Source organism: Gracilibacillus sp. Marseille-QA3620, from assembly GCF_054950035.1.
Genome location: NZ_CM143102.1, coordinates 2,608,081 through 2,632,840, shown reverse-complemented (window position 1 = coordinate 2,632,840; position 24,760 = coordinate 2,608,081). Strand labels below are relative to the sequence as shown.

Sequence of the window (24,760 nt, the reverse complement as noted above, 5' to 3'; positions counted from 1 at the left end):
GGAAGATGGCGCACTAGTGTGGTAAAGTATGATTTATCAAACAATTCGAAAAAATAGGCAGCATATACAGCTGTCTATTTGTTTCGTTTTTCTGCACAGAAGGGAAAGATGAAGATGCATTATTATGGAACTGGACGCGTGAATGAGCATGGCCATTTGGAGATTGGCGGAGTGGACACAGTAACCTTAGCGGAGCAATATGGCACGCCATTGTATATATATGATGTTGCCTTGATTAGAGACCGGGCCAAAATGTTTCAGGAAGCATTCAAGAAGTCTGGTGTAAAGGCTCAGGTCGCATACGCTAGCAAAGCATTCTCCTCTATCGCCATGTTCCAATTAGCCAGGGAGGAAGGTTTATCACTGGATGTTGTCTCAAGCGGAGAACTCTATACGGCTATACAGGCCGAATTCCCACCGGAGCGGATTCATTTACATGGGAATAATAAGAGTCCCGAAGAGCTGGAAATGGCCATTGATGCGAATGTCGGCTGTATTGTGGCGGATAATTTTTATGAGCTTTCCCTTATTGAAGCACTGTGTAAAAAGAAAGGCAAGGTATGTCCGATTCTCCTGCGTGTAACACCGGGAATTGAGGCGCATACTCATGACTATATCCTGACTGGACAGGAGGATTCAAAATTCGGATTTGACTTATGGAATGGCCAGGCTGAAGAAGCCTTGCAGCTTGCTTTATCAAAGGACTGCTTCGACGTGCTGGGCTTGCATTGCCATATTGGCTCGCAAATTTTTGAAACAACTGGTTTCATATTAGCTGCACAAAAGCTGAGTGAGCAAATTCATAACTGGCATGAGCGCTACAGCTTCACTCCAAAGGTGCTTAACTTGGGCGGAGGCTTCGGTATCCGCTATACGAAGGAGGATCAACCGATTCCCGTTTCCACCTATGTCGAGGAAATTGTAAAAGCGGTAAAGCAGGATTTTGATCAGTACCGAATGGACATGCCAGAAATCTGGATTGAGCCGGGACGTTCTCTTGTGGGTGATGCAGGAACGACTATTTACAGCATCGGTTCAACAAAGCATGTGCCGAATACTCGTACGTATTGGGCCGTCGACGGCGGGATGAGTGATAATATCCGTCCAGCACTATATCAGGCCAAATATGAGGCGGGACTCGCTAACAGGATGAATGATAAGGTGGAAGAGGAGGTGGCTATCGCCGGTAAATGCTGTGAAAGTGGAGATATGCTCATTTGGGACCTGCCGCTTCCCCATATTCAGCATGGAGATCTGCTGGCTGTCTTCTGTACAGGTGCCTACGGCTACTCCATGGCTAATAATTACAACCGAATCCAGCGCCCGGCCGTTGTCTTTGTGGAAAATGGAGAATCGAGGCTTGTTGTAAGACGGGAAAGCCTGGATGATTTGATTCGTAATGACCTATCTTTATATAAATAGAGGATGAGAGGAGATGTCCTGCAAGAAGCTTGCGGGCGTCTTTTTTTTGTTGAATGCCCCACTGTGGGAATTGTGTAAGGAATAGGTACCAATCATTTTGGAAAGCCTGCCAGTAAATACTTTGTCATTTGTATGGAAAATCCCTTAAATAGGGCACAGCAAAATAAGAAGCACTACAAAAGAGCAGCCCCCTCATGGGACTGCTCTTGGATAGTTTTAAGAGAACAGAGACTTGATTGCATCGATGAGGGAAGCAAATACTTCCTTCAGTTTATCGAGGAAGGATTGGCCTTCTTCAGATTTCAGGTAATTGCTTACTTTTTCTTTGGCAGCATTCAGCTGATCATTCACGGCACCCCAGTCGATGCCTAATTCCTGCAATTTGTTGAATAGGTCCATCAAACTTTGAATCTGGACATCTGTTAAATTGATATTGATTTGGTCAGCTGCTTTGATGATGATGGTGCGAAGCTCTTCATCATTTTCCGGCGGGTTAGCAGCAATCTCTTCTTTAATGGTTTCAACGAGCGTTGTTGCTTCCTCTGTGCCAATTTCATCGCCGAGCTTAGCGGTTTCAACCATTTCCTCGTTGGCTGCCTGCTTTTGCTCCTCAGAAATTTTGGTATCGGTGGATACTTCATAGGCTTTGATCAAGCCGGTTAATGCCGCTGTTCCGGATACTTCAAATGGGGCTGTGACATAAATGTCCGCATCCTTGATACCAGCAGTTGCTAAGGCATTTTTGTACATATCATCTGTAACCCAGGTAATATTTTTGGTTTTGACATTGATTCCTGAACCGCTTTTGGCAATCGTAATCGATGAAGAGGAGATGGCTTTTGTGCCGATTAGGCGGCTGGCTATTTTGCCATCAAGATAATTATGCTCTTCTTCGTTTGTCACGGTTACGATATCTACATTATCTGGTGCATCCATTTCTGCAAGCAATAATTTTTTCTGCTCAGCGGTTAAATTCTCCCCAAGAGTGACAACCATGTCACCGCGCTGCAGGTCAGCGAGAGTAATACTGGGAATAAGAAAACCTGCTATTAAGAGAGCAGACAACATTTGTGCAATCCATTTTTTCATGTTTAATAACCTCCTGTATGAATTAGACGTATGATGACCAAAAAGGTTTCATTTTCTTGTCCGATTGGACGTTCACCGAGCTGAATGAAACGATTTTTTGCCCCGCATTGAGCTGCCTCTCACATGCGTAATTTCGTCTAACTCTAAAAATACTATACTCAAAAGCTTCTGATTTTGAAAGATGCTTTTGCAAAAAATCATAAACTAGATGGTTTACAGATGGATGTTCATTCGGTATAGTAGGGAGTCAGATGGTGCTGCGGAGCGGGTGTTTAGATGGTGGAAAGTGACCCAGTTGAATTCCTGTGTGAAAACGAGTATGATTATGAAGATTGCAAAAAAAGAACTTATTTCTATAATTCTCATTTGATGAGGGATCATTTATGCTAATTAGGTACAAAAAAAGCTTTGAAAAAATTGCAATGGGATTATTATCCTTCATGCCGGATGAAAAGGATATAAAAAAATTGCAGCAAAGCATGAAAAATTATGAAACAGATGACAGCAAGCAATTATTCCTATGGAAAGAGGATGAAGACTTCATCGGACTGATTGGAGTAGAAGTCCATGGGAATACTGTTGTGCTTGCAGATGTTTCTGTGAATCCATCACATCGCGGTCAAGGAGTGGGCCGTAAGATGGTGACGACTGTAAAGGGATTTTATCCAGACTACGAATTTGATGCGCGTAGAGAAACTGCCCAATTTTTGGCGAAATGCTTGGATTGTTAATTTAATAGACTTTCATAAATAGAAAGAAGCCCTTAAAACAAGGGCTTCTTCTATTTATTACGTCTGATCTTGAGCTGCTTAAATCTCTCCTCAATCACGTCTGTGCGGTCTCTGTGCGAATGTCTGTGAATCAATGGGGTATCAGTAAGGTCGCTTTGGCAGCCCCAGGTTAATCCTTGGCTTCTGCATTCAACTTCGCAGATGGAGACAAGTGCTGGGTCGGCTAGGGGGAGCATGGGGCTTTCATAAGGTGTGTTGGCTTGAATCCGTTGGATGTAATTCGCCAGCAGGTCATCTAGCGCTGGAAAATCAAGCCCAAGCGTGGTTGTTTCCTCGCGGCGATGCATCAGGATATGTCTGGCCTTAGAGAGTGTTCTAACAGCTCCTGGATGATTGCCCCTGCGGTAGTGATAAAGGCCGACGGCAATCTGAATAAGACCGACCCATACAGAATCACGCTCAAGCGGCGGATGCTCCTTCCAATATTCCTCGAGAATTTCGTGACATTCAAAGTAATCTCTCCGCCCATGAAATTCGACCAGATATTGTATGTATTCGTTTGGATAATTCCTCATCCTTTTCCTCTCCAATCGTCTTGGCAGATACTACCTTCACTATACAGAATAATGCAGGCGAAAGAAAAGAAATAAAAACTGCCGGCTTCATACCGGCAGCTTATCAAGTGGTCGTGCCTGAATGATTATGATTCAGGGTGTCAGCACCAGAAAGCCGCACCTACGATAACAAGTAAAATAAATAGTACGACGATCAAAGCGAATCCGCTGCCAGCTCCTGCTCCTACAAAACCTCCGCCTTCTCCCATAATTAAATCCTCCTCTTAAGCTTTTCTGTACATTGCATTGTATGACATTTACACATAGGTGTTTGGGCCAACGCCCAACTCTTTAAAAATTTCTCCTTAGACATGCTATTGGAAAGAAGGCGGACTTCCACTATACTAAAGGTAGTTTATTTACGTAGGAGAGCCTGAAGATTATGAGCTATAAGATCAAGATTGATGCTTTTGAAGGACCGTTAGACTTATTATTGCATTTAATAAACCGGCTGGAGATTGATATATATGATATCCCTGTCGCTGAGATAACTGAGCAGTATGTAGCTTATATACATACGATGAAGGAGCTTGAACTTGATGTGGCGAGTGAATATCTCGTGATGGCGGCAACCCTTTTGGCCATTAAAAGCAAGATGCTCCTGCCAAAGCATGAGGATGAGTGGGATGAAGAGGAAGAGGAATTCCTCTATGAGGAGGACCCTCGTGATGAGCTTGTCATGCAGCTATTGGAATATAAGAAATATAAAGAAGCTGCCGGGGAGTTCAAAAACCTTGAAGCAGAAAGGGCGCTTATCTTTACGAAGCCCCCGATTGACCTGTCACCTTATTCAACTGAGACTTCAGCTGAGAAGGCTGATTTGGACGTGAATATATATGATATGCTCGGCGCCTTCCAAAAGCTTATGAGACGCAAGAAGCTGCAAAGACCGCTGCAGACACGAATTACAAGACAGGAAGTGTCTATTGAGAAGCGGATTGGAGAACTGCGTGATACGCTTCGCAGGAGGAGGAAAAAGGTTCTTTTCAGCAGCCTTTTCGCTGATGATAATAAAGAGCAGCTCGTCGTGACCTTTCTGGCCATTCTGGAAATGATGAAGCAGAATGAGGTCGTCGTAGAACAAACTAATAATTTTGAGGATATTTTCATAGCATGGAAGCAGGGGGATTTGACCGTTGGAAATCGTTAATTGGAAATCAATTTTGGAAGCATTACTATTCGCAGCAGGGGATGAAGGACTATCCTTGCAGCAGATTGCAAGCGTGCTCGAGGTAACTGTCGAGGAGGCACGGGATATCGTATCCGACTTGATGCACGCTTATGAACAGGAAGATAGAGGTATTTATTTAGTGGAGATGGCCGGCGTTTATCAGCTGGCGACGAAAAAGGCACATGCGCCTTATTTAAAGAAACTGGTTGAATCCCCATCAATCCACACCTTATCACAGGCATCACTCGAAACATTGGCCATCATTGCCTATAAGCAGCCCATTACCCGTATTGAGATTGAAGCAATTCGAGGGGTGAAATCCGAACGGCCTATTCATACACTTTCAGCTAAAGCGCTTATCAAGGAAGTTGGCCGGGCAGAGGGGGCTGGACGAGCTTATTTATATGGAACAACATCCGAATTCCTCGATTATTTCGGCTTGAAGTCAATTGAAGATCTGCCGCCGATTGATGAGAATCATGAGGATGGTTTTAATGATGAAGAAGCAGATCTATTCTTTCACAAATTCCAGGAGCTTGATTAAGAATCAGGAGGGGAAATATTGAAAATCATTACTAGTGCCGGCTATGAGTTGACGAAAGAAAAGTCCAATTCACCGGAGGATCTTTTTAGTCGTTCAGTCGTGAAATACAGGGACGGCGGTCGTATAAAGGAACTGCAAGTGCTGTATGTACGTTATTTTGAGGAACTTCTCATGGAGCGTGCCGCACCGCAAACAGTGGAGTTTTTCACACGCTACCCAGTGAAGGATTGTTTAGCCTTGCTCTATGTTTTAAAAAATAAAGGTTTCCTGTCGATGAAAAAAGTGTATATAAACACAGAGAGTGATTTTTTTAATATTTTTGAAGACCTGGATATTCATGGGGTAGAACGAATTCTTGAAGGTGATGGAATATGATGGATTACGAGGATGACCTTGTGAAACCTTCCTGTATTCGGCAAATAACACATGACTTTTGTGCTAATCTGTAATAGAATATTCAGGAAGCAACGTTTCAAAATTAAGGGGAGGGTTCCGGTTGGGCAATACATTAGTGAAAAGCCAGTTGGAAGACGTAGCATCATATTTAGGAAAGACTGTACAAATCCTCGAAGCCTACTTGAATGATACTACCATGGATCGTTTGATGAGTGAAAAGAGTGGGAATGAAGACTATTACAGAGGGTTATTATCCTCTATCCGAAAGCTTTGTGTATACTGTGAGGAAAGCCTTGACGCATGCAAAATCGTGTTGAAAAATGAGCCGTTTAACAAGGCTGCTGCCGAAAGGGTTCTATACAGAGTCTATCACCAATGCATCGAAGAGTATTTCGCACCAAAGAGCGATTTATGGTTTGAGGACAGCCGCTCTGCTTATACAGGGCGAAACTGCATTAAATTTAGGGATGAGGCGCCTGAAAGTTTGAAGGATGTCATTAAGACCCTTGAATCAGATGTTCAGAAAATGCGTGAGGACCTTGAATACTATGAAACGGACTATAAAACAAAAATGGTCCAATCTAATTAAATAAGGATGAACAACGAATAGGAAGAATATCCTAATCAGTTGCTCTTTAGAGGTTCAGGATGCGTCCTGAGCCTCTTTTTAATGGAAGGCAAAAGAAATCATAAATCATCCCCTCCTTTGAATACAATGAGGCAAGGATTCTTTGGAGGTGACACTTATACAATCATATGTGGATGAAATTGCCCGCTGGGTATCAGGGGTGGAAATATGGGCGGCGAAAAGAGGGGAAGACGTCCGTCAATCCCTATCAGGAAACCTTGAGAAGCTGAATGCCTATTTATTTACTTTGAATGAGCAGTTTCCTTCCGATAAGGACGTGTCTGAGCTGCAAGCTCTCGCAAATAGTTTAGAGCGAGCTATTCAGCAGGTTCACCAAAATGGAGGATATGTGCCGCCAGGGCAGCACGCTCTCCCGCCCTTGCCTTATGCCTATAATGCCCTTGAGCCTGTCATAAGCGGCGAAATCATGAAGCTTCATCATTCAGTCCATCACCAAGCCTATGTAGACGGCCTGAATAAAGCGGAGCTCAAGATGAAGGAAGCAAGAGAGCAGAATGACTTTGACCTCCTGAAGCATTGGGAAAGGGAGGCGGCCTTTCATGGGTCTGGGCATTATTTGCATACAATCTTTTGGCATAATATGAAGCCAAATGGAGGAGGCGGGCCGGAGGGTGAATTGCGGGAATGGATTGACCGGGATTTTGGCAGCTTTCGTATGTTTCAAAAGCACTTCACTGAAGCAGCTAAGAAGGTAGAGGGTGTCGGCTGGGCTTTGCTTGTTTGGTCGGCAAGGGCACATCGCCTTGAAATTCTTCAATCTGAGCGCCATATGATTCTGACCCAATGGGATACGATCCCGCTGCTTGTCATTGATGTATGGGAGCATGCCTATTATTTGCAATACAAGACGGAACGGGGAAAATATGTAGACAAATGGTGGGAAGTCGTTAATTGGCTTGATGTGAGTGCTCGATTTGGGAAGGCGAAGGAGCTCGGCTGGAAGGTGTATAGGAAGTAAGAAATAGAGGCTGACCGTAGAAAGTTCAGTAAGGCTTTCAGGTCAGTTTTTTTATGTATAATTTTGCTTGATTCCGTATATTTTTCTGTCAACTTACATAGTGTTTACTATTCGCTAAATGGGATTGTCCTGATTGCGCCTTACGGTGAATAGTTCTTCCATACATTAAATTCAGCACCCATAGTCTGGTTATTTCGCTCTTCACGTTTTCATTACGCCCTCAAACACTTATAAAAAGATAAATCTTAAATAAATTGAAAATGAAGCTGCTATATAGTCCGGTATATCAAAATGGCCAAGCCAAGCTATTTGGAGCTAAAAATCAGCAAATGTACATTTTTAGCGGTAGAAAAATGCCAACAGGAAGAGGAGAGTGTTGTTTACATCACTATCGAAAAAAGATTCTGTTTAGTCGGGTCTTTGCATAGACTTGTACTAAAACGTTGGAGAGGACGAGTGTGGTGAAAAGATATCTAGCGCGGTCGAAGAAAAAGAACCTGTCCGATAGCAGTCAATCCTCCTCATGGGGGAAGAAGATTCTGTTGAGCCTTCTCGTCTGCATATTGAGTATGACCTTCATTCTAGGTGAAGAGAACCAGGTGCAGGCAAAGGAAATGAAAAGCATGCAGGTCGGTGCAAAAAGTGCGATTACGATTGAGCAAAGTACCGGCAGGATTCTATATGAGAAGGATGCTCATACAAAAAGAAGGATTGCGAGCATCACTAAAATTATGACGGCTATCCTGGCGATTGAGTCAGGGAAGATGGACAAAACCGTAACGGTGAGTGAATCAATCTTGAAGGCAGAGGGCTCTGCCATCTATTTGAAGGTCGGGGAGAAGATTAAACTAAGCGATCTTGTTTATGGCCTTATGCTCCGGTCTGGAAATGACGCGGCTATTGCGATTGCAGAATATGTGGGAGGAAGTGTGGAGGGATTTGCCACCATGATGAACCAGAAGGCGGAATGGATTGGGATGGAGAACAGTCATTTCACGAATCCGCATGGCCTGGATGACTCCAATAATCATTACTCCACTGCTTACGATATGGCTATCCTGACTCAATATGCGATGAAGAATAAGAATTACCGTAAAATAGCCGGAACGAAAATACATAGAGCCCCGAATCCGAATGAAGCGTGGGATCGCGTGTGGAAAAACAAAAACCGTCTCCTTACCGAAAAATATAAATACTGTACAGGAGGAAAGACTGGTTATACAAAAAAGGCTAAACGAACTCTTGTCACGACTGCTTCAAAGGACGGAGTTGACCTCATAACGGTTACGATTGATGATTCAACTGATTGGGCAGACCATATCGCCCTTTACGAGGCAGGTTTTGACCAGTATTCACTTGTCGAGGTGCTTCCAGAAGGACCGATTGATGCCGTTAAGAAAGGCTTTTACAAAAAGAAGGCTCATTTGAGGTCGTCATTGATCTATCCGCTGACGGATGAGGAGAAGGAAAAGGTCAAAGTAGTTTATAAGCTGCAAAAGCCAAAGAAAAAATGGAGGAACGAAAAGAAATGGCCTGAAAAGGTTGGGGTTGCCGAGCTGATACTGGATGGGGAGGTTCTCTATAAGAAGCCCATCTATTTAAAGAAAGAGAAAAAGACGGTCATGGAAACATGGATGCATGTGTTTATGACTTTTGCAGGTGCTGATCGGAATGGTTAACTATATATGGGTCGGTCTCAGTATCATAGGAATTGTCTATGCTATGTTTACGGGGACGATTGCAGAGGTCAATGAGGCGATATTCAAGAGTGCGAAGGAGTCTGTCACCCTTTGTTTTGGATTGATGAGTATTCTTGTCTTCTGGCTCGGGATGATGAAGATTGCTGAGCATTCAGGCTTGCTTGAGAAGCTATCCTTATTGTTTAAGCCAATTGTCTCCCGTCTTTTCCCAGATGTGCCGGCGAATCACCCGGCAATGGGCTATATCGTCTCCAATATAATGGCTAACACATTAGGTCTCGGGAATGCGGCGACACCGCTTGGCATCAAGGCAATGGAACAATTAAAAATTCTGAATGGGAACAAGGATTCAGCGAGCCGATCAATGATTACCTTTCTTGCCTTAAACACATCAGGCTTAACACTTATCCCGACGACTGTCATCGGCATTCGCATCCATTATCATTCAGCCAATCCGACAGAAATTGTCGGGCCGACTTTATTGGCTACTGTCATTGCGACGATTGCGGCAATCTTCATTGACCGGTTCTATTATTATAAGAGGGTGCGAAAGGGGATAGAGTGATATGCAATGGATTTCAGCCCTGTCGCTATGGATGATTCCTGTCATGATTCTATTGATTTTAGCCTATGGCACCTATAAGAAGGTTCCAACCTATGAAAGCTTTGTAGAAGGAGGAAAGGAGGGGGTTAAAATCACCTTCTCAATCATCCCTTTTTTAATTGGAATGATGGTGGCTATTTCAATCTTTCGCGCTTCCGGTGCGATGGATGCGGTCATCTCCTGGATAAAGCCTGCCTTGCATGTATTGGGGGTGCCTTCAGAGGTTGTTCCGCTTGCCTTAATCAGGCCTATCTCCGGCAATGCCGCTTTAGGAATGGCGAGTGATCTGATTGCTAGCTATGGTCCTGACTCGTTCATCGGCAGAGTAGCTTCAACGATTCAAGGAAGTACGGATACGACCTTGTATGTCTTGACGGTTTATTTCGGCGCAGTCGGGATCAAAAGAATGGGGGATGCACTTAAGGTTGGCTTATGGGCGGACCTGGTAGGAATCGGAGCAGCCATTATACTGGCAACAATCATGTTTCAATAAATGTTCAAAAATTGGACAAATTATCTCCTTGTATGTTAAAAATAGGAATAAATGATAGAAATCGGCGATTTAAGCCGATTTTTTTGTGTTTCCGAGCTAGGAATGAAATAATATCGATGAATGAACATATCGTTTTCGCGAAAAACAAAGTATAATGAACAATTAGGTAGAAACCCTATGATTTGTGTAAACTATCTAGAAAAAGTAAAATTAGACAGGTGATTATGAATGGAAAGAATACAAAAAGTGATAGCCCAAGCCGGCATTGCGTCACGACGCAAGGCTGAACAACTGATTCAGGAAGGGAAAGTAACCGTGAATGGAAAGGTTGTCAGGGAGCTTGGTGTTAAGGTAGGACCGAATGACCATATTGAGGTCAGCGGTGTGCCAGTTGAGAAGGAAGAGCCGGTTTACTACCTTCTTTATAAACCGCGCGGAGTCATTTCGGCTGTATCAGATGATAAGGGACGCAAAACGGTCGTAGACTTATTCCCGTTTGTTGAAAAGCGCATCTATCCGGTTGGAAGGCTGGATTATGATACATCTGGCTTGCTTTTATTAACGAATGACGGTGATTTCGCCAATGCGCTTATGCATCCGAAATATCAGATTGAAAAAACCTATGTGGCAAAAGTAAAGGGGATTCCAAGCCGTGAAGCGATGCGCCAATTAGAGCGCGGCGTTATGCTTGAGGATGGAAAAACAGCTCCTGCAAAGGCGAAAATGATTTCCATGGACCGCAGGAAGCAGACATCCATCATTGAGCTGACCATCCATGAAGGCCGTAATAGACAGGTCAGAAGGATGTTTGAGGCAATTGGTATGCCTGTCATGAAACTAAAACGCGAGGCATACGGCTTCTTGACCTTGCATGGGGTTAATACAGGCGATTACCGCGAGTTAACACCGCATGAGGTGAAACAGCTCCGTAATATGGCACTAAATAAAAATAGATAATTTGTCTAGCAAACCAGGGCACTGCTTTTATGCAATCGGGGACAAAGGCGGTGCTTAATGGGTACATACAGGAACAAATGGGGGAAAGGCACGTATGAACAAACAAAAGCGTTTTTGGATGAGAACGATCATTTTGGCTGTTTTGGCTAGTGCTGTCGTGTATGTCGTCTATTCCAGCTTAACGATGGACAAGGAAAAGTCACTTGATAAAGGTGATGAAGCGCCGAATTTTGCTTTGACTGACCTAGAGGGAACGAAGCATGTGCTGGAGGAGTACAAGGGGCAGGGTGTATTCCTTAATTTCTGGGGAACATGGTGCAAGCCTTGTGAATATGAAATGCCCTATATCCAAAGCCAATATGAGCAATTCAAGGATAAAGGCGTCCATGTAGTGGCCGTCAATGTGAATGAGGCGGATTTTGTCGTTGAGAAATTCAGAGACAGACATAAATTGACATTTCCAATTGTTATTGATAAGAATAATCTTGTTCAGCAAAATTATTTGATTAATACCCTGCCAGCCACTTATTTAATCGATAAGGATGGAAAAGTCGTAGATTACACGACTGGCAGTTTAACAGAGGAAAAGATCCAGCAGATGATGGAACAAATTCAGCCATAACAAGGGGTAATGTTTCATGAAAGAAATTAAGTGTGAATGCGGTCACATCAATCCATATGGAACGGTGCTGTGTGAAGCATGCGGCAAGGTGCTAGAGAAGGAGACAGAGGAAGAAAAGCAGAAATTACTGGATATGAAATACGAGGGCAGCGCAAGGCGTTCCCAAACGTATAATAAAACCGTGATTGATAAGGTATGGACCTTCTTCTCTTCTGTCAAAGTAGGGGTCACCTTAATCATCCTTCCGCTCATTGCCGCCTCCATTGGAACTATCTTCCCACAGGAGGCCCTCATTCCAGCCGGTGAGCCGGCAAATACTTTTTATGAGAATGAGTACGGAACCATCGGGAAGATTTATTATGAATTAGGATTACATAACTTATACAGCTCATGGTGGTTCTTGCTGCTTGTGTCCTTGCTCGGGGTATCGCTCGTTATCGCGAGCTTGGATCGATTTGTGCCTTTATACCGCGCTTTGAAGAATCAGCGTGTCACCAGGCATCCACAGTTCATGAGAAGACAGCGGATTTTCGGCCAATCGACGAAAATGGTTGACGGAACCTATGAGCTTATTAAAGAAAGACTTGCCGCAAAACGGTACAAAATTAGAGAAGAAAACGGGAATATTCTAGCTGAGAAGAATCGGTTCTCGCGCTGGGGTCCCTATGTCAACCATATTGGCTTGATCATCTTCTTGATTGGCGGGATGCTCCGCTTTGTACCAGGCATGTATGTAAATGAGTACATGCGTATTCCTGAAGGGGAGACCGTCGCCGTCCCTGGAACCAATGGGGAGTATTATGTAAAGAATAATCAGTTTATCATTGAAACGTATGATAAGGAAGCAGACGCCAAGTTTGAGTCGGCGCTTGAGCGGACAGGCTCAGTTGTCAGCAATTATCAGACGAATGCGACTCTTTACAAACATATCGGCGAAACGATTCCTGGTGAAGAACCAGAGCTTGAGAAGGTGAAGGATTTTCCCATCATTGTTAATGATCCGTTGAAATTTGAATCATTTGCCCTCTATCAAACCTCTTATGAAGAATCATTTTCATCTATGAATTTTTCTTTCATCAATAAATCATCAGAGAAGAGCTTTGGGGAATTTACGGTTGATTTAAAGAATCCGAAAGATTCCTATGATCTCGGGGATGGCTATAAAGTCCAGCTTGCCAGCTATTTCCCAGATTTTGAATTCGACGAGAATAATCAGCCGACCACAAAGTCTAGGTATCCGAATAATCCAGCCTTCATCTTTAACCTGTATACGCCGGGCAATTCGGAGCCTGAGGTCGCCTTCATTGGTATTCAGCAGAACCTTGAGCCGATGGGTGAGAATGAATACGCCATTAAATTCAGCGGCATTGATTATCAATACTCAACCTACCTGACTGTCAGGAAGGATCTTACATTATGGGTTTTGGGGCTTGGCGGCTTAATTTTCATGATTGGGGTTGTACAGGGGGCCTATTGGCAGCACCGAAGAATCTGGCTTCAGCAAAAGGATGGAGAAATCTTGGTTGCAGCTCATACGAACAAGAACTGGTATGGAATTAAGCGTGAGATAAATGAGATATTGGAGGGAACTCCAATACCGCTTCCGGTTGACCAAACCGAGGAGGAATCCAGTCAAACTAAAGGGGGAGAAGTGAGTGGCTGAACTAAGCAGTAATTTATTGTTTGCAGCTTTTATACTTTATTTAGTATCAACGTTCATTTTTGCCGGCTCCATAAAAGGGAAGGCAGATACACGAAACTACAAAGGATGGGCAAAAGCCGGAATAACGGTGACCATTATTGGGTTTGCGGCTCAGGTAGGTTATTTCATCACACGCTGGATGGCCTCAGGACATGCACCTGTCAGTAATTTATTCGAATTTACAACATTTTTCGGAATGATGCTGGTCGGTGCCTTCATTATTATTTACTTTATTTATAAGGCTTCTATTCTAGGTGTCTTCACGATGCCGATTGCTCTTTTAATCATTGCTTATGCAAGCATGTTCCCGCGCGATATTTCGCCGCTGGTCCCTTCATTAAAGAGCCATTGGCTGCAAATTCATGTGACGACAGCTGCAGCTGGAGAAGCGATTCTTGCTATCAGCTTTGCAGCAGGGTTGATTTATTTATTGAAGTTTATTGACCAGACGAAGGCTTCAAAGAGAACGTTCTGGCTTGAAGCTATTCTCTTTTTCTTGATCTCAACTGTTGGATTTGTCGCTGTAACCACAGGTTTCTCATTAGCAGATTACAAGGCAGACTATACTTGGGTGAATAAAGATGGTGCAGAGGAAACGGCCTCCTATACAATGCCGGCTTTATTCGGTCCGCATGAAGCGAAGCTGACAGCAGGAGAAGGAATGGAACCGCTCATCGATATGCCGGCATTCATCAATGCAAAGAAATTCAATACAGTCATTTGGTCTGTTTTAGCCGGCTTTGTATTTTATGGTCTTCTTCGTTTAGTATTGAGGAAGCGAATTGGAGCCGCTTTGCAGCCATTGGTGAAATCAGTCAATCTGAATTTACTGGATGAAATCGGCTATCGTTCCATTGTCATTGGCTTCCCCGTCTTCACGCTCGGAGCCTTGATCTTTGCCATGATTTGGGCACAGATTGCCTGGTCAAGATTCTGGGGATGGGACCCGAAAGAAGTATGGGCGCTTATTACATGGTTATTTTATGCGGCGTTCCTTCATTTGCGTATATCAAGAGGATGGCATGGTGAGAAATCAGCCTGGCTGGCCGTTGCAGGCTTTGCTATCATCATGTTTAATCTCATTGTCGTTAACCTAGTTATCGCCGGTCTTCATTCCTATGCTTAAATAGATAAATGGTGAAAAGGTCAAATCTGTAACAGATTTGACCTTTTTGTGTGGAAAAGATAGATTTGGGAGCCATTATTTTTAAAAAGTTCACAAAAATTGTTATGATAATAGTAATGAAGGATTAGGCATCTTATTAAGGTGTGTTCTAGTTCCTATTTCTTAGAATTTTTAGTTTTATATTCCTAAACTAATATTATCAAGGTATAATGAATTTTGAGGTTAATAAGTTGTTAAGTACTGGAATAGTTTCCATGAAGGGGGTTCGGGTGATGGAAGAAAGCACCATCCGATTGCTTGTAGTTGATGATGAAGACCGAATTAGAAGATTGTTGAAAATGTATTTAGAGCGAGAAGATTACGTGATTGATGAGGCTGCAAATGGTGATGATGCTATAGAACTAGCCTTGTCAAATGATTACGATGCAATATTGCTCGATTTAATGATGCCTGGCAAGGATGGGATTGAAGTCTGCAAGGAATTGCGCGAAAAGAAGGCCACGCCTGTAATCATGCTGACAGCAAAAGGCGAGGAAGTGAATCGTGTACAAGGCTTTGAGGCCGGCACAGATGATTACATCGTTAAGCCGTTCAGTCCTAGAGAAGTTGTGCTAAGAGTGAAGGCTCTTTTAAGAAGGGCGTCTAAGACATCTTATTTACAGGCTGAAGGCTCCACAAAGGATGTTATTGTCTTTGATCATTTAACAATCGATAATGATGCACACCGTGTGCTCGCTGACGGAAAAGAGGTTGCCCTCACACCGAAGGAATACGAGCTTCTCCTCTTCCTGGCGAAAACACCAGATAAAGTATTTGAACGTGAGCAACTCCTTAAAGAAGTCTGGCATTATGAATTCTTCGGAGATTTGCGAACCGTTGATACGCATATTAAGAGATTGAGAGAAAAATTAAATAAAGTGTCTGAGGATGCCGCGAAAATGATTGTAACCGTTTGGGGAGTCGGGTACAAATTTGAGGTGCAGATAGACTGATGCTTTGGAAAAGTGTGGTTGGCAAGCTATGGTTAACCATTATCCTGCTCTTTTCCTTCGTCTTGTTCATTCTGACAGTTCTGCTCTTGGAGTTCTTTCACAATCAAAGCATGCAAGAGGCAGAGCAGTCACTCTTTTTGACAGCTAATCAAGTGGAGACGGTTATTACAGAGCATGAGAATTACGCAGACGTACTCGATATTATTTGGGAAACAACCGATGAGGGCGTCGGCGTTGTCATTCTCTTAAAGGATGGAACCGTCTATACGAGCTTACAGGATGCCGATGAGGATGAGATAGCGCAGCTTTTTCAAAAGGATGAAGAACTAAAGTACGCTTTGTTCGATCAGAAAGAAGTGAAGGAAACGACCTACTTGCCATCCGTATTGAAAGGGGACAATGTAACGCAAGCAACCATTGTCGGTATTCCGCTGGATACAAATAATTTTGAAGGAGCCATCTATGCCTTTCAATCCGTTGATTCAAGTGAAAGTACGAGTGCTTCCACGACGAAATTCATTCTGATAGCCGTCTTGGCGGGAATCATTCTGACAACAGTCTTCGCCTTCTTCCTGCTGACTCGAGTGACAGCTCCACTCAGAAGGCTGAAGGAGGGTGCGTTGGAGCTCTCAAAAGGGAGATTTGACATGAAGGTCCCGATTATATCAAATGATGAAATTGGTGACTTATCGAGAACCTTTAACCGAATGGCCAAGCAGCTGAAGCATAATGTGAGTGCCTTGCAGGAGGAGAAGGAGAATCTATCCAATATCTTGAGCAGTATGGCTGATGGGGTCATCACGTTTAACCGTGACGGGGAGATACTTGTCACCAATCCGCCTGCTGAGGATTTTCTAAGCTATATCCAAATGGATGAAACGGACTTGGCAGAGCTGCAAACTGGCAATCAAGTGCCGGAGAAACTGCTGAGTTTATTCCAAGAGGTCAAGGAAACAGAAACAACCAAGATTGCGGAAGTAAGCGTGCAAGGTCATGATTGGGTCATTCTGATGAATCCTCTTTATGATGCTCAAGCGGTACGGGGTGCGGTTGCTGTCCTTCGCGATATGACGGAGGAGCGGAGGCTTGATAAGATGCGGAAGGATTTTATCGCCAATGTTTCACATGAGCTGCGGACACCTATTGCTATGATGCAAGGGTATAGTGAAGCTATCATCGATGATATTGCCGAAACGCCAGAGGAGAAGAAGGAGATGGCACAAGTCATTTATGATGAATCCTTGCGTATGGGCCGATTGGTGAATGAACTGCTGGACCTCGCCCGTATGGAGGCAGGTCATCTTTCCTTAAATAAATCTGAGGTGGAAATTGGCAGCTTTATCGAGCGAATAGTGAAGAAATTCAAAGGACTGGCAAAGGAAAAACAAATCAAGATTGTGGCCGAAATCACCCAGCCAGATGCTATTCTATTATTTGATCCTGACCGTATGGAGCAAGTATTTACAAACCTTGTCGATAATGCTCTGCGCCATACACCGCAAAACGGAGAGGTGCGTATCATTCAGCGTACAGGTCCTAACGGAATCATATTTGAGATCAAGGATACAGGAGTCGGAATATCTGCTGAAGAGCTGCCGTTTGTATTCGAACGCTTCTACAAGGTGGATAAGGCTAGAACGAGAGGCCGTGCTGGCACCGGTTTAGGGCTTGCCATCGTGAAAAACATTATTCATGGCCACGGCGGCAAAATCGAGGTATCGAGCAAATTAGGACACGGTACGACATTTACCTTCTTCCTCCCAACAAAAAAGTAGGATTTCGTGTTTTATGGGGGAAGCGGGGAGAATAATCTTGTTACATGGGTAACGCATTCAAATCAAAGAGGACCTCAGCAAGCACGCTGAGGTCCTCTTTTATTGCACTTCTCATTTAATCGGCATAACAATTTTCGTTAATCGTACCTTCTCCGGAAAATCAGAATCATTGTAATAATATTCATAGGCTGTCCCGGTTGGTTCATAGCCATTTTGCTTCATAAATTCAGCCATTTCATTATAAGTTGGCTCTATGTCGCCATATGGACCGAGATACATGCAGAAAATTGACCTGCTTTCAGGAATACATCCTGACTTCAAATCGCCTTTATCGGGCAGTTTCTTCATCACAGGAAAGCCTATTTCCACATCCAAATGATGCATATCCATATTATGATACGCAACGAAAGGAACATCTGATAAACATTCCCCAAGCTCCGCTAAATAATCTGCCATCTTTTGATAGCTCTCGCCGATTAATTGCGGAAGCTTTTCAATCGAAGTCATCGTCCGAATGGCAAGTACGGGCTGCTCGTTTTGCTGAACTAATTCAATTCGAGATATTTTGGGCATCTTCTTCACTCCTCTTTTGTTTTTTTATATAGTTATATCTTTGGAATTCTTTACCCGTCTACTTGATTTTTAACCATTTTAATTATGTTAATATAACGATTAATCTTCAGGGGAGAAGGAAGGCGGTACATTTAGAGGGTGGCATTACGAACCTCTTCCTTATCAAAGGATATTCCCACATTTGTCTTCTTCATTACAGACGGAGACAATTTCGACCAAAACCAAACGGAATCGTTTATCAAAGCCGTTTCTAAGTACCCGATCTTTTGGCAATTTGTCGGCATTGGGCGGGAACGTTTCTCTTTCCTGAGCCGACTGGATGACCTTCCAGGGCGATACATTGATAATGCCAACTTCTTCAAGATTGATGACCTCAGTAGCATTACCGATGAGCAGTTATATGAAAAATTGCTGAATGAATTCCCTTCTTGGCTCAAAGAAGTCAAAAGAAAAGGAATGCTGTCGCAATGATAACGGGGAGCAGGCTTCTGAGCTTGCTCTTCTTTTACGTTCAAAGGTTGTTAATCGACATTATAGAGAAAACATTATCAACTTGGGAAGCGTTTCGATGAGGAACCCGCTCCATTACGTGGAAAACCCAAAAGGAATGTTCCCCCTACTCACATTCATCTGACGAATGAACTACCCTAGAATAACCAAGGGATGGAGATTCCACTATCAAAAAGAGCACCTAGGACAAAGCGGACGGGGACAATAAGAAGGCAGAAATTTATGTTAAAAAAATGACTGTACCTACCCGTTATGCTAGTCTTTATTTCTACGATTAATATACTCAAAGATAAAATGAGGGGGTTCCGTAACCCCTCATTTTTTTAGTTTAATTGTGTTTTATCCTTGCTGTAAATCACAATTTCATAAGGATCATTTCGTACATTTTTGGTCTGGTTGTCATGCTTTAAAAACAGGTTGATTTCATCTTCAATTTCATTAGCTATTGCTTCAGCGTTGCTTGAGGAATTAATTGATAATCGGACGATTAGTTTTACTGGCAATGAATCGAAAGAAAAAGAAAAGGTATCGACTTTATAGTCTTCATTCTCCATTAAACCACTACCTAATATGGAAGGAATACCATTTGCCCTCCATCTATTCTCCACTTCTTGAACTGTTTCATCCACCTGTTCAACTACAACCTTGAGATTGTCTCCATACTCCGATGTGATTTCAGTCAAGCCCTTGACTAACTCTTCCTTACGCTTCTCCGTTGTTGGGATAGTAACCGTGAATTCCAATCCGGATGGAGATTCGAAATTTTGAATAGGCTTTGCCAATACATATCCATTGTTATCCATATATTTTTCCATTTTGTCTTGGATTTCTAATACGTGCGTGAATGCCTTTGAAGGTTCGGGAGCAAGCTCTTGTTCAGCGGTATCTTCCCCTAACGCTACATTGATATGGTAATTACCAAAGCCTTCATCCTGCAAATGTTTTTCTAAAGAGGTTTCAATTTGGTGGGGATCAGGAATTGATTGATCTTCCCCTTTCAGCAAAGTTATTTCAATATCTCTATCTTCTATCCGAGCCGAGCTGTAAAACACATTCTTTCCTGATAAAAACTCGTCAATTGTTTTCGAAAGATTCTCTTCATTTTCCAATTGTTTCGTAAACCATTGAAAGTATGGTACTTTTGCTGCAATGTTAGCCATCGTGGGTGAGAAATAAGTAGAGCCGATGAATGCACAAAATGCTATAACGAAAGCAGCAGCAAGATACCCCCATTTTTTCTGCCAACTTCTTGGACGAGCTGTTTTTGGGTTAGTATCTTTTCTCACTTCCTCTATTACACTCTTTTTTAAATCGTCAGAAAAACGGATGTCCGAGACTATTGGGTCAGAATCAGGGTATTTAAAGGATTTCTTCATTTAATCCCACCTCGCCTAAAGTCTTTTTTAATTTTTGTCGAGCACGATGTATTCGTGTCTTGACCGTACTTTCATTAATATGAATAATTTCGCTAATCTCCTTGATTGATTGATCCTCATAGTAGTGAAGGATAATCACTTCTCTATGTTTTATGGGCAGCTTCATAACCAACCAGAATAGTTCTCTATCTAAATCGACATTTTCAACAACAGAGTGGGTCATGATATTCTCCATATTCGAATGGTCAACTGGAATGACCTTTCTCTTATTCCAGCTTTTCAAATAATCTTTACATTTATTGATGGTAATGCGATAAAGCCACGTTTTATAAGAGGATTGATTATTGAATTTCCCAAGATTCTGATAGCAACTAATAAATACTTCTTGTGAAATATCCTCAGCTATTTGTTTCTGCTTAACATAGGTGTAGGCCAGCCTGATCACCATGTCGCCATACGTATTCATCACTTCAATTAACTGTTCTTCTTGTGAAGAGCGAGATTCGGATGTTTTAGGGCTATTCAATGATTCGACCTCCTTTCACCTTATACGTTTGACGATTTACTCAAGAAATAGGTTCCCTAATTATTCCATATTATTTATTTTTTCTCTATACAAATGAGTTGATAAAGCCGTTGCTTTGATGAAAGAAAGATCAAACGGAGGGGAAGGAGGGTCGAACACTAATACCATTGACTATGGTTAAGAGTGAAACAATGGGTGGAAAAACGGTTCTATTCAACTCTGACTGGAAATACATATGGAAGGGTGAAAAAATGACGGAGGGTTATGTATGATCAGTTATGCAAAACGTTTCTTTATTGTTTTTCTCTTGGCAATCTGCATCAGCCTTCTATTTCTGGCAGGGAGACAGACAGAAACCGCACAGAAAAGCGATGGAGCGGCAGCAGAAAAGGATGGAGTAACTTGGGAATCATACCCCGAATTTTATCTAATGGGGAAAAGCACAAATGCCCGTTCCAGCTGAACGGGCATTTGTTTATTTATAGGCTTAACATAAAGGCAATTCAATCAGGGTTGCCTCCGAAATTTCCAGTGTTGACAGTAGTTCATTAGGAATATCTGAAGGGAGCGGATCATCAAAGGTTAACACCATAATGGCTTCACCGCCGGCCTCCTTACGGCCCACCTGCATGGTTGCAATATTGAGATTTAAATCACCCAGTTTCTTGCCGACAACTCCAATTACACCAGGGCGGTCATGATGCTGGATGTAGAGGATGTGCCCTTCTGGATAGAAATCGATTTTGAAATCATTGATGGCAAAAATACGTGGTCCGTATTCCTTAATATAGGTTGCCTTCACTTCCATTTTCTTTGTTTCTCCAACTACTTTAACAGTCACACTGGAGGAATATCCATGTGCCTCATTGGAAATTTTCTCTCCAACGGTTATGGAGCGCTCCTTCGCATAGAGGAGGGCATTTACCTCATTGACATTGACATCAACACGTCCTTTAAAGAAGCCGGAAACCAATGCCTTCGTGAGAATACTCGTATCATAATCAAATGAATCTCCTCCATAAGTAATGGAGATCTCTTTGATACCCTCATTAATAAATTGGGAAAGAAAGCTTCCAAGAGTCCTAACCAATTGATAGTATGGCTGAATCCGGCTGAACAGTTCAGCTGGAATGGCAGGCAGGTTAATAGAATTGGATACCGGTATGCCGTCCACAAAGGAAACCACCTCTTTAGCCACCTGCTTTGCGACATTTAACTGGGCCTCTTTTGTTGAAGCCCCTAAATGCGGTGTGACGATGATTTGGTCGAGGTTGAGAAGTCGATTGCCAACAGGCGGCTCCTCCACAAACACATCAAGCGCTGCCCCTGCAACCTTGCCTGACTCAACAGCATCATACAATGCTTCCTCATCAATGATACCGCCGCGTGCACAGTTGATGAGATAAACGCCGTCCTTGCATTTCTGAATCGTTTCCCGATTTAGGAGGCCTTTTGTGTCTTTCGTTAAAGGAGTATGTACAGTAATGAAATCAGATACGGTTAATAATTCCTCAAAGGATCCTGTGGTGACATGAAGTTCTTTCGCCCGTTCAGTTGTCAAAAATGGATCAAACGCGAAAACATCCATTTGAAAGGCTCTCGCCCTTTTCGTAAGCTCAGAACCGATGCGGCCCATCCCAACAATCCCGAGTGTCTTGCCCTTTAATTCTGTTCCAGCAAATCGATTGCGTTCCCAAGAGCTGTTTTTAACGGTTTGATGGGCTTGGGGAATATTGCGGGCTAATGACGCAATCATCGCGAAAGTGTGCTCCGCTGTTGAAATGGTATTACCATCAGGTGCATTGACAACGATGACGCCGCGCTTCGTGCATGAAGGCACATCAATATTGTCTACCCCGACACCTGCTCGTGCAATAATCTTTAAGCTTGTCATGTCATTAAGGAGTGCTTCCGTCACCTTCGTGGCGCTTCGAACCAGCAAGGCATCAAATTCATGCAGCTCATTCTTTGCGTTCTCGACTGTCTTTTGAACAACTTCAATGTCTTCTCTACCGATGAAAGGGGTCAAACCATCTGGCTTGATTGCATCTGCAACTAGAACTTTAAACAAAATTGTCACCTTCCTGTTGGAAAATTTGCTATGTTTTCACTCTACAAGACTGTCATTCTATGTGTCAATTATGTAACCGCTTACTATTTTGATATTTCAAAAAATAAATTTTACTTAGATATTCCTATGATTCTCATTGACATTTGACAAAGAAGGTATATGTAAATTATGACATAGGATACTTTTCTCTTGTGTTTGTCATAACCTGATGGTATTCTTGCTTTGAAGACTCATTCATAATGAATGAAGATTCAAACCAAATAAAATATTGGTCTATCTTCGGGGCAGGGTGAAATTCCCTACCGGCGGTGATGAATGTATGCATTCTAAGCCCGCGAGCCTTTCGGGGCAGGATTTGGTGAAATTCCAAAGCCGACAGTATAGTCTGGATGGGAGAAGATGGAGGTCTCTGTTAACGTTCGAAAAGCAAAGTTTCGAAACGTTTCTTTCACATTGCCTAATTCTCCCTTTATCTAATAAGATAAAGGGTTTTTTCATGGAGACGATGCTTTTGGAACGGATATTAGCAGAACCTTTCTTCTAGAAGAGGTAGCACCAGAACCTAAGGAGAGAGGAAAATGAACAGAAAAAACAGCAAGATTCAAAAAATGGTCAAGATCGGCATCCTCGGTGCCATCGGGTATGTTCTAATGATATTGAACTTCCCGTTCCCAGGATTTCCCGCATTCTTGCAAATCGATTTCAGCGATGTACCAGCATTAATTGCAGCACTCGTTATGGGGCCGGTGGCCGGCATTATGGTCGAACTATTGAAAAATATTCTAGACTTCATGATGACAGGCAGCGACACAGGTATCCCAGTTGGCCACTTCGCCAACTTTATCGGAGGCGTCTCCTTTATCTTGCCAGTCTACTATCTGTATAAGAAAGTCGGTAATAAAAAAGGCATGATCCTCGGTCTAATTGGCGGAACAATTATTCTTGCAGGGTTTATGAGTATCATGAACTACTATGTCTTGCTCCCAGTATACAGCAAGCTGCTTGGCTGGAACATGTCAGGTCCGGAAATTCGCGCCTATATCACCGCTGCAATTATTCCGTTCAACCTAATTAAAGGAAGCATCATCGCAGTTGTATTCCTATTGTTATTCAGCAAGCTGCAAGGATGGCTCACGAAAGAATCTGTCATTAAAAGTGCTTGAGTAAGCACATAATATAGAGTGAAGAGAAGCAGGGGATTGTGCTGCTTCTCTTTTTTATTTGGCCGGAGGGATGTAGGAAGGCTTGCTCCTGGTGCAGGGAGGAGAGGAGCCGTGCGGATTCCCGGCTATTGACTACGTATGGAGCGGTAGACGAAAGGGGAAAGGGATGGTGGAAAGGTGGGAGATGCCATGCAGTTCCCGCCTTTTCCCCGGGCAAGGGATATATAGGGCGGTAGAAGGATGGGAAAGAGGCGGGAGAAGCCACGCAGTTCCCACCCAATGCCCATACAATGGGTACATAGGATGGGGAAAGGGTGAGCATCGTCAGAGAAAGCCCACCCAATGCCCAGGCAAAGGGTACATAGGATGGGGAAAGGGTGGGCATCGTCAGAGAAAGCCCACCCAATGCCCATACAAAGGGTACATAGGATGGGGAAAGGGTGGGCATTGTCAGAGAAAGCCCACCCAATGCCCAGGCAAGGGGTATATAGGATGAGGAAAGGGTGGACATCCTCTGGGCAACGGCCTTCTCAGCCTCCCCCAGTACCCCATACTCAGGAAATCATTACATATTCCATCGCAAAAAAAGAAACCTTTGCTTATCACGAGCAAAGGTTCTTTCTATTCAAACCTATTCGAATTTCAATGGGTCACCATCAAAGGATTCGTCTGCCACTTTGATTGAGTCAGTAGGGCAGCCTTCGAAAGCATCCATCATGTCATCTTCTAGAACGTCAGGAATTTCGACGATTCCTTGGTTATCATCTAAAGTAACAAATGCAATGCCTTCATCGTCGTAATCATAAATATCTGGAGCTGCGGCACCGCATGCTCCGCAAGCAATGCATGTTTCTTTGTCTACGATTGTGAATTTTGCCATGCTATTATACCTCCCGCAAATAAATAATTTAATATCCTTTCCGGATATCAAACCCCTCACCTTATTGTAAAACTCAAGTACTGACTTTTCAATAGCCAATATTTCATGGTTATGTA

27 protein-coding genes and 1 riboswitch are annotated in these 24,760 nt (G+C 43.1%); of the genes, 19 read left to right on the top strand and 8 right to left on the bottom strand.

Annotated features, from left to right (window positions below):
* The first annotated feature begins 114 nt into the window (after nt 1-114).
* The gene (gene lysA, locus ACY8DX_RS13295; RefSeq protein WP_462406942.1) at nt 115-1,422 is read left to right on the top strand and encodes a diaminopimelate decarboxylase; all 1,308 of its coding nucleotides are present in this window, start codon (nt 115-117) and stop codon (nt 1,420-1,422) included.
* Between the two features lie 216 nt (nt 1,423-1,638).
* On the opposite strand, the gene ACY8DX_RS13290 is transcribed toward lysA, so the two are convergent.
* Nucleotides 1,639-2,511 (bottom strand): DUF1002 domain-containing protein, encoded by an 873-nt coding sequence (locus ACY8DX_RS13290; RefSeq protein ID WP_462405374.1) that lies wholly within the window; start codon nt 2,509-2,511, stop codon nt 1,639-1,641.
* 383 nt (nt 2,512-2,894) lie between these two features.
* Between ACY8DX_RS13290 and ACY8DX_RS13285 the strand changes: the two genes are divergently transcribed.
* The gene (locus ACY8DX_RS13285; RefSeq protein ID WP_049670513.1) at nt 2,895-3,242 is read left to right on the top strand and encodes a GNAT family N-acetyltransferase; all 348 of its coding nucleotides are present in this window, start codon (nt 2,895-2,897) and stop codon (nt 3,240-3,242) included.
* A 50-nt stretch (nt 3,243-3,292) separates the two neighbouring features.
* Here the strand turns inward: ACY8DX_RS13285 and ACY8DX_RS13280 are convergent, their stop codons facing one another.
* The gene (locus ACY8DX_RS13280; RefSeq protein ID WP_462405373.1) at nt 3,293-3,817 is read right to left on the bottom strand and encodes a DUF309 domain-containing protein; all 525 of its coding nucleotides are present in this window, start codon (nt 3,815-3,817) and stop codon (nt 3,293-3,295) included.
* Nucleotides 3,818-3,957: 140 nt separating this feature from the next.
* Nucleotides 3,958-4,065 (bottom strand): YjcZ family sporulation protein, encoded by a 108-nt coding sequence (locus ACY8DX_RS13275; protein WP_082197062.1) that lies wholly within the window; start codon nt 4,063-4,065, stop codon nt 3,958-3,960.
* A gap of 173 nt (nt 4,066-4,238) precedes the next feature.
* Between ACY8DX_RS13275 and ACY8DX_RS13270 the strand changes: the two genes are divergently transcribed.
* The 14 genes from ACY8DX_RS13270 to ACY8DX_RS13205 all read left to right on the top strand — a co-directional run bounded on the left by ACY8DX_RS13270 (nt 4,239) and on the right by ACY8DX_RS13205 (nt 17,545).
* Nucleotides 4,239-5,006 (top strand): segregation/condensation protein A, encoded by a 768-nt coding sequence (locus ACY8DX_RS13270; RefSeq protein ID WP_049670515.1) that lies wholly within the window; start codon nt 4,239-4,241, stop codon nt 5,004-5,006.
* On the top strand, nt 4,993-5,571 hold the full coding sequence (scpB, locus tag ACY8DX_RS13265) for an SMC-Scp complex subunit ScpB (protein ID WP_049670516.1): 579 nt from the start codon (nt 4,993-4,995) through the stop codon (nt 5,569-5,571). The genes ACY8DX_RS13270 and scpB overlap by 14 nt, the downstream gene beginning before the upstream one ends.
* Before the next feature lie 18 nt (nt 5,572-5,589).
* Nucleotides 5,590-5,946 (top strand): hypothetical protein, encoded by a 357-nt coding sequence (locus tag ACY8DX_RS13260; RefSeq protein ID WP_462405372.1) that lies wholly within the window; start codon nt 5,590-5,592, stop codon nt 5,944-5,946.
* A gap of 121 nt (nt 5,947-6,067) precedes the next feature.
* Nucleotides 6,068-6,556 (top strand): YpuI family protein, encoded by a 489-nt coding sequence (locus ACY8DX_RS13255; protein WP_049670518.1) that lies wholly within the window; start codon nt 6,068-6,070, stop codon nt 6,554-6,556.
* Nucleotides 6,557-6,704: 148 nt separating this feature from the next.
* Entirely contained in the window at nt 6,705-7,574 is an 870-nt protein-coding gene (locus tag ACY8DX_RS13250) for a superoxide dismutase (RefSeq protein ID WP_462405371.1), read from the top strand.
* A gap of 569 nt (nt 7,575-8,143) precedes the next feature.
* Nucleotides 8,144-9,253 (top strand): D-alanyl-D-alanine carboxypeptidase family protein, encoded by a 1,110-nt coding sequence (locus tag ACY8DX_RS13245; RefSeq protein ID WP_049672842.1) that lies wholly within the window; start codon nt 8,144-8,146, stop codon nt 9,251-9,253.
* Nucleotides 9,246-9,839: a nucleoside recognition domain-containing protein gene (locus ACY8DX_RS13240; protein ID WP_049670519.1), complete on the top strand. Its 594-nt coding sequence runs from the start codon at nt 9,246-9,248 to the stop codon at nt 9,837-9,839. The genes ACY8DX_RS13245 and ACY8DX_RS13240 overlap by 8 nt, the downstream gene beginning before the upstream one ends.
* 1 nt (nt 9,840) lies before the next feature.
* Nucleotides 9,841-10,371 (top strand): spore maturation protein, encoded by a 531-nt coding sequence (locus ACY8DX_RS13235; RefSeq protein ID WP_049670520.1) that lies wholly within the window; start codon nt 9,841-9,843, stop codon nt 10,369-10,371.
* A gap of 228 nt (nt 10,372-10,599) precedes the next feature.
* Nucleotides 10,600-11,328: a 23S rRNA pseudouridine(2605) synthase RluB gene (gene rluB / locus ACY8DX_RS13230; protein ID WP_049670521.1), complete on the top strand. Its 729-nt coding sequence runs from the start codon at nt 10,600-10,602 to the stop codon at nt 11,326-11,328.
* 94 nt (nt 11,329-11,422) lie between these two features.
* The gene (gene resA, locus ACY8DX_RS13225; RefSeq protein ID WP_439803216.1) at nt 11,423-11,950 is read left to right on the top strand and encodes a thiol-disulfide oxidoreductase ResA; all 528 of its coding nucleotides are present in this window, start codon (nt 11,423-11,425) and stop codon (nt 11,948-11,950) included.
* 16 nt (nt 11,951-11,966) lie between these two features.
* Nucleotides 11,967-13,613, top strand: a complete 1,647-nt coding sequence (gene resB / locus ACY8DX_RS13220) for a cytochrome c biogenesis protein ResB (RefSeq protein WP_049670523.1) — start codon at nt 11,967-11,969, stop codon at nt 13,611-13,613.
* A complete protein-coding gene (ccsB, locus tag ACY8DX_RS13215) occupies nt 13,606-14,778 on the top strand; it encodes a c-type cytochrome biogenesis protein CcsB (protein ID WP_049670524.1) in 1,173 nt (390 codons plus the stop codon). The genes resB and ccsB overlap by 8 nt, the downstream gene beginning before the upstream one ends.
* Before the next feature lie 272 nt (nt 14,779-15,050).
* Nucleotides 15,051-15,770 (top strand): response regulator transcription factor, encoded by a 720-nt coding sequence (locus tag ACY8DX_RS13210; protein WP_049670525.1) that lies wholly within the window; start codon nt 15,051-15,053, stop codon nt 15,768-15,770.
* Nucleotides 15,770-17,545, top strand: a complete 1,776-nt coding sequence (locus tag ACY8DX_RS13205) for an ATP-binding protein (protein WP_462405370.1) — start codon at nt 15,770-15,772, stop codon at nt 17,543-17,545. The genes ACY8DX_RS13210 and ACY8DX_RS13205 overlap by 1 nt, the downstream gene beginning before the upstream one ends.
* A 111-nt stretch (nt 17,546-17,656) precedes the next feature.
* On the opposite strand, the gene ACY8DX_RS13200 is transcribed toward ACY8DX_RS13205, so the two are convergent.
* Complete coding sequence (locus ACY8DX_RS13200) at nt 17,657-18,118, bottom strand: GyrI-like domain-containing protein (protein WP_049670527.1); 462 nt, start codon at nt 18,116-18,118, stop codon at nt 17,657-17,659.
* A 138-nt stretch (nt 18,119-18,256) separates the two neighbouring features.
* Here ACY8DX_RS13200 and ACY8DX_RS13195 point away from each other — a divergent pair, with 138 nt between their 5' ends.
* Nucleotides 18,257-18,589 (top strand): VWA domain-containing protein, encoded by a 333-nt coding sequence (locus tag ACY8DX_RS13195; protein ID WP_462405369.1) that lies wholly within the window; start codon nt 18,257-18,259, stop codon nt 18,587-18,589.
* 362 nt (nt 18,590-18,951) lie between these two features.
* Here the strand turns inward: ACY8DX_RS13195 and ACY8DX_RS13190 are convergent, their stop codons facing one another.
* Nucleotides 18,952-20,004, bottom strand: coding sequence for a DUF4179 domain-containing protein (locus tag ACY8DX_RS13190; RefSeq protein ID WP_462405368.1), 1,053 nt, complete (start codon nt 20,002-20,004; stop codon nt 18,952-18,954).
* A complete protein-coding gene (locus ACY8DX_RS13185) occupies nt 19,988-20,530 on the bottom strand; it encodes a sigma-70 family RNA polymerase sigma factor (protein WP_462405367.1) in 543 nt (180 codons plus the stop codon). Before ACY8DX_RS13185 ends, ACY8DX_RS13190 begins: the two co-directional genes overlap by 17 nt.
* Nucleotides 20,531-20,798: 268 nt before the next feature.
* On the opposite strand from ACY8DX_RS13185, the gene ACY8DX_RS13180 reads away from it, so the two are divergent.
* Nucleotides 20,799-20,993 (top strand): hypothetical protein, encoded by a 195-nt coding sequence (locus tag ACY8DX_RS13180; RefSeq protein ID WP_049670528.1) that lies wholly within the window; start codon nt 20,799-20,801, stop codon nt 20,991-20,993.
* Nucleotides 20,994-21,017: 24 nt separating this feature from the next.
* On the opposite strand, the gene serA is transcribed toward ACY8DX_RS13180, so the two are convergent.
* Nucleotides 21,018-22,601: a phosphoglycerate dehydrogenase gene (serA, locus tag ACY8DX_RS13175; RefSeq protein WP_049670529.1), complete on the bottom strand. Its 1,584-nt coding sequence runs from the start codon at nt 22,599-22,601 to the stop codon at nt 21,018-21,020.
* A gap of 271 nt (nt 22,602-22,872) precedes the next feature.
* Nucleotides 22,873-23,006: riboswitch (FMN riboswitch) on the top strand.
* A 173-nt stretch (nt 23,007-23,179) separates the two neighbouring features.
* On the opposite strand from serA, the gene ACY8DX_RS13170 reads away from it, so the two are divergent.
* Nucleotides 23,180-23,764 carry an ECF transporter S component gene (locus ACY8DX_RS13170; RefSeq protein WP_462405366.1) on the top strand — a complete coding sequence of 195 codons (585 nt, stop codon included), beginning with the start codon at nt 23,180-23,182 and terminating at the stop codon, nt 23,762-23,764.
* A gap of 631 nt (nt 23,765-24,395) precedes the next feature.
* Here the strand turns inward: ACY8DX_RS13170 and ACY8DX_RS13165 are convergent.
* On the bottom strand, nt 24,396-24,644 hold the full coding sequence (locus ACY8DX_RS13165) for a ferredoxin (RefSeq protein WP_049670532.1): 249 nt from the start codon (nt 24,642-24,644) through the stop codon (nt 24,396-24,398).
* Nucleotides 24,645-24,760: the final 116 nt, after the last annotated feature.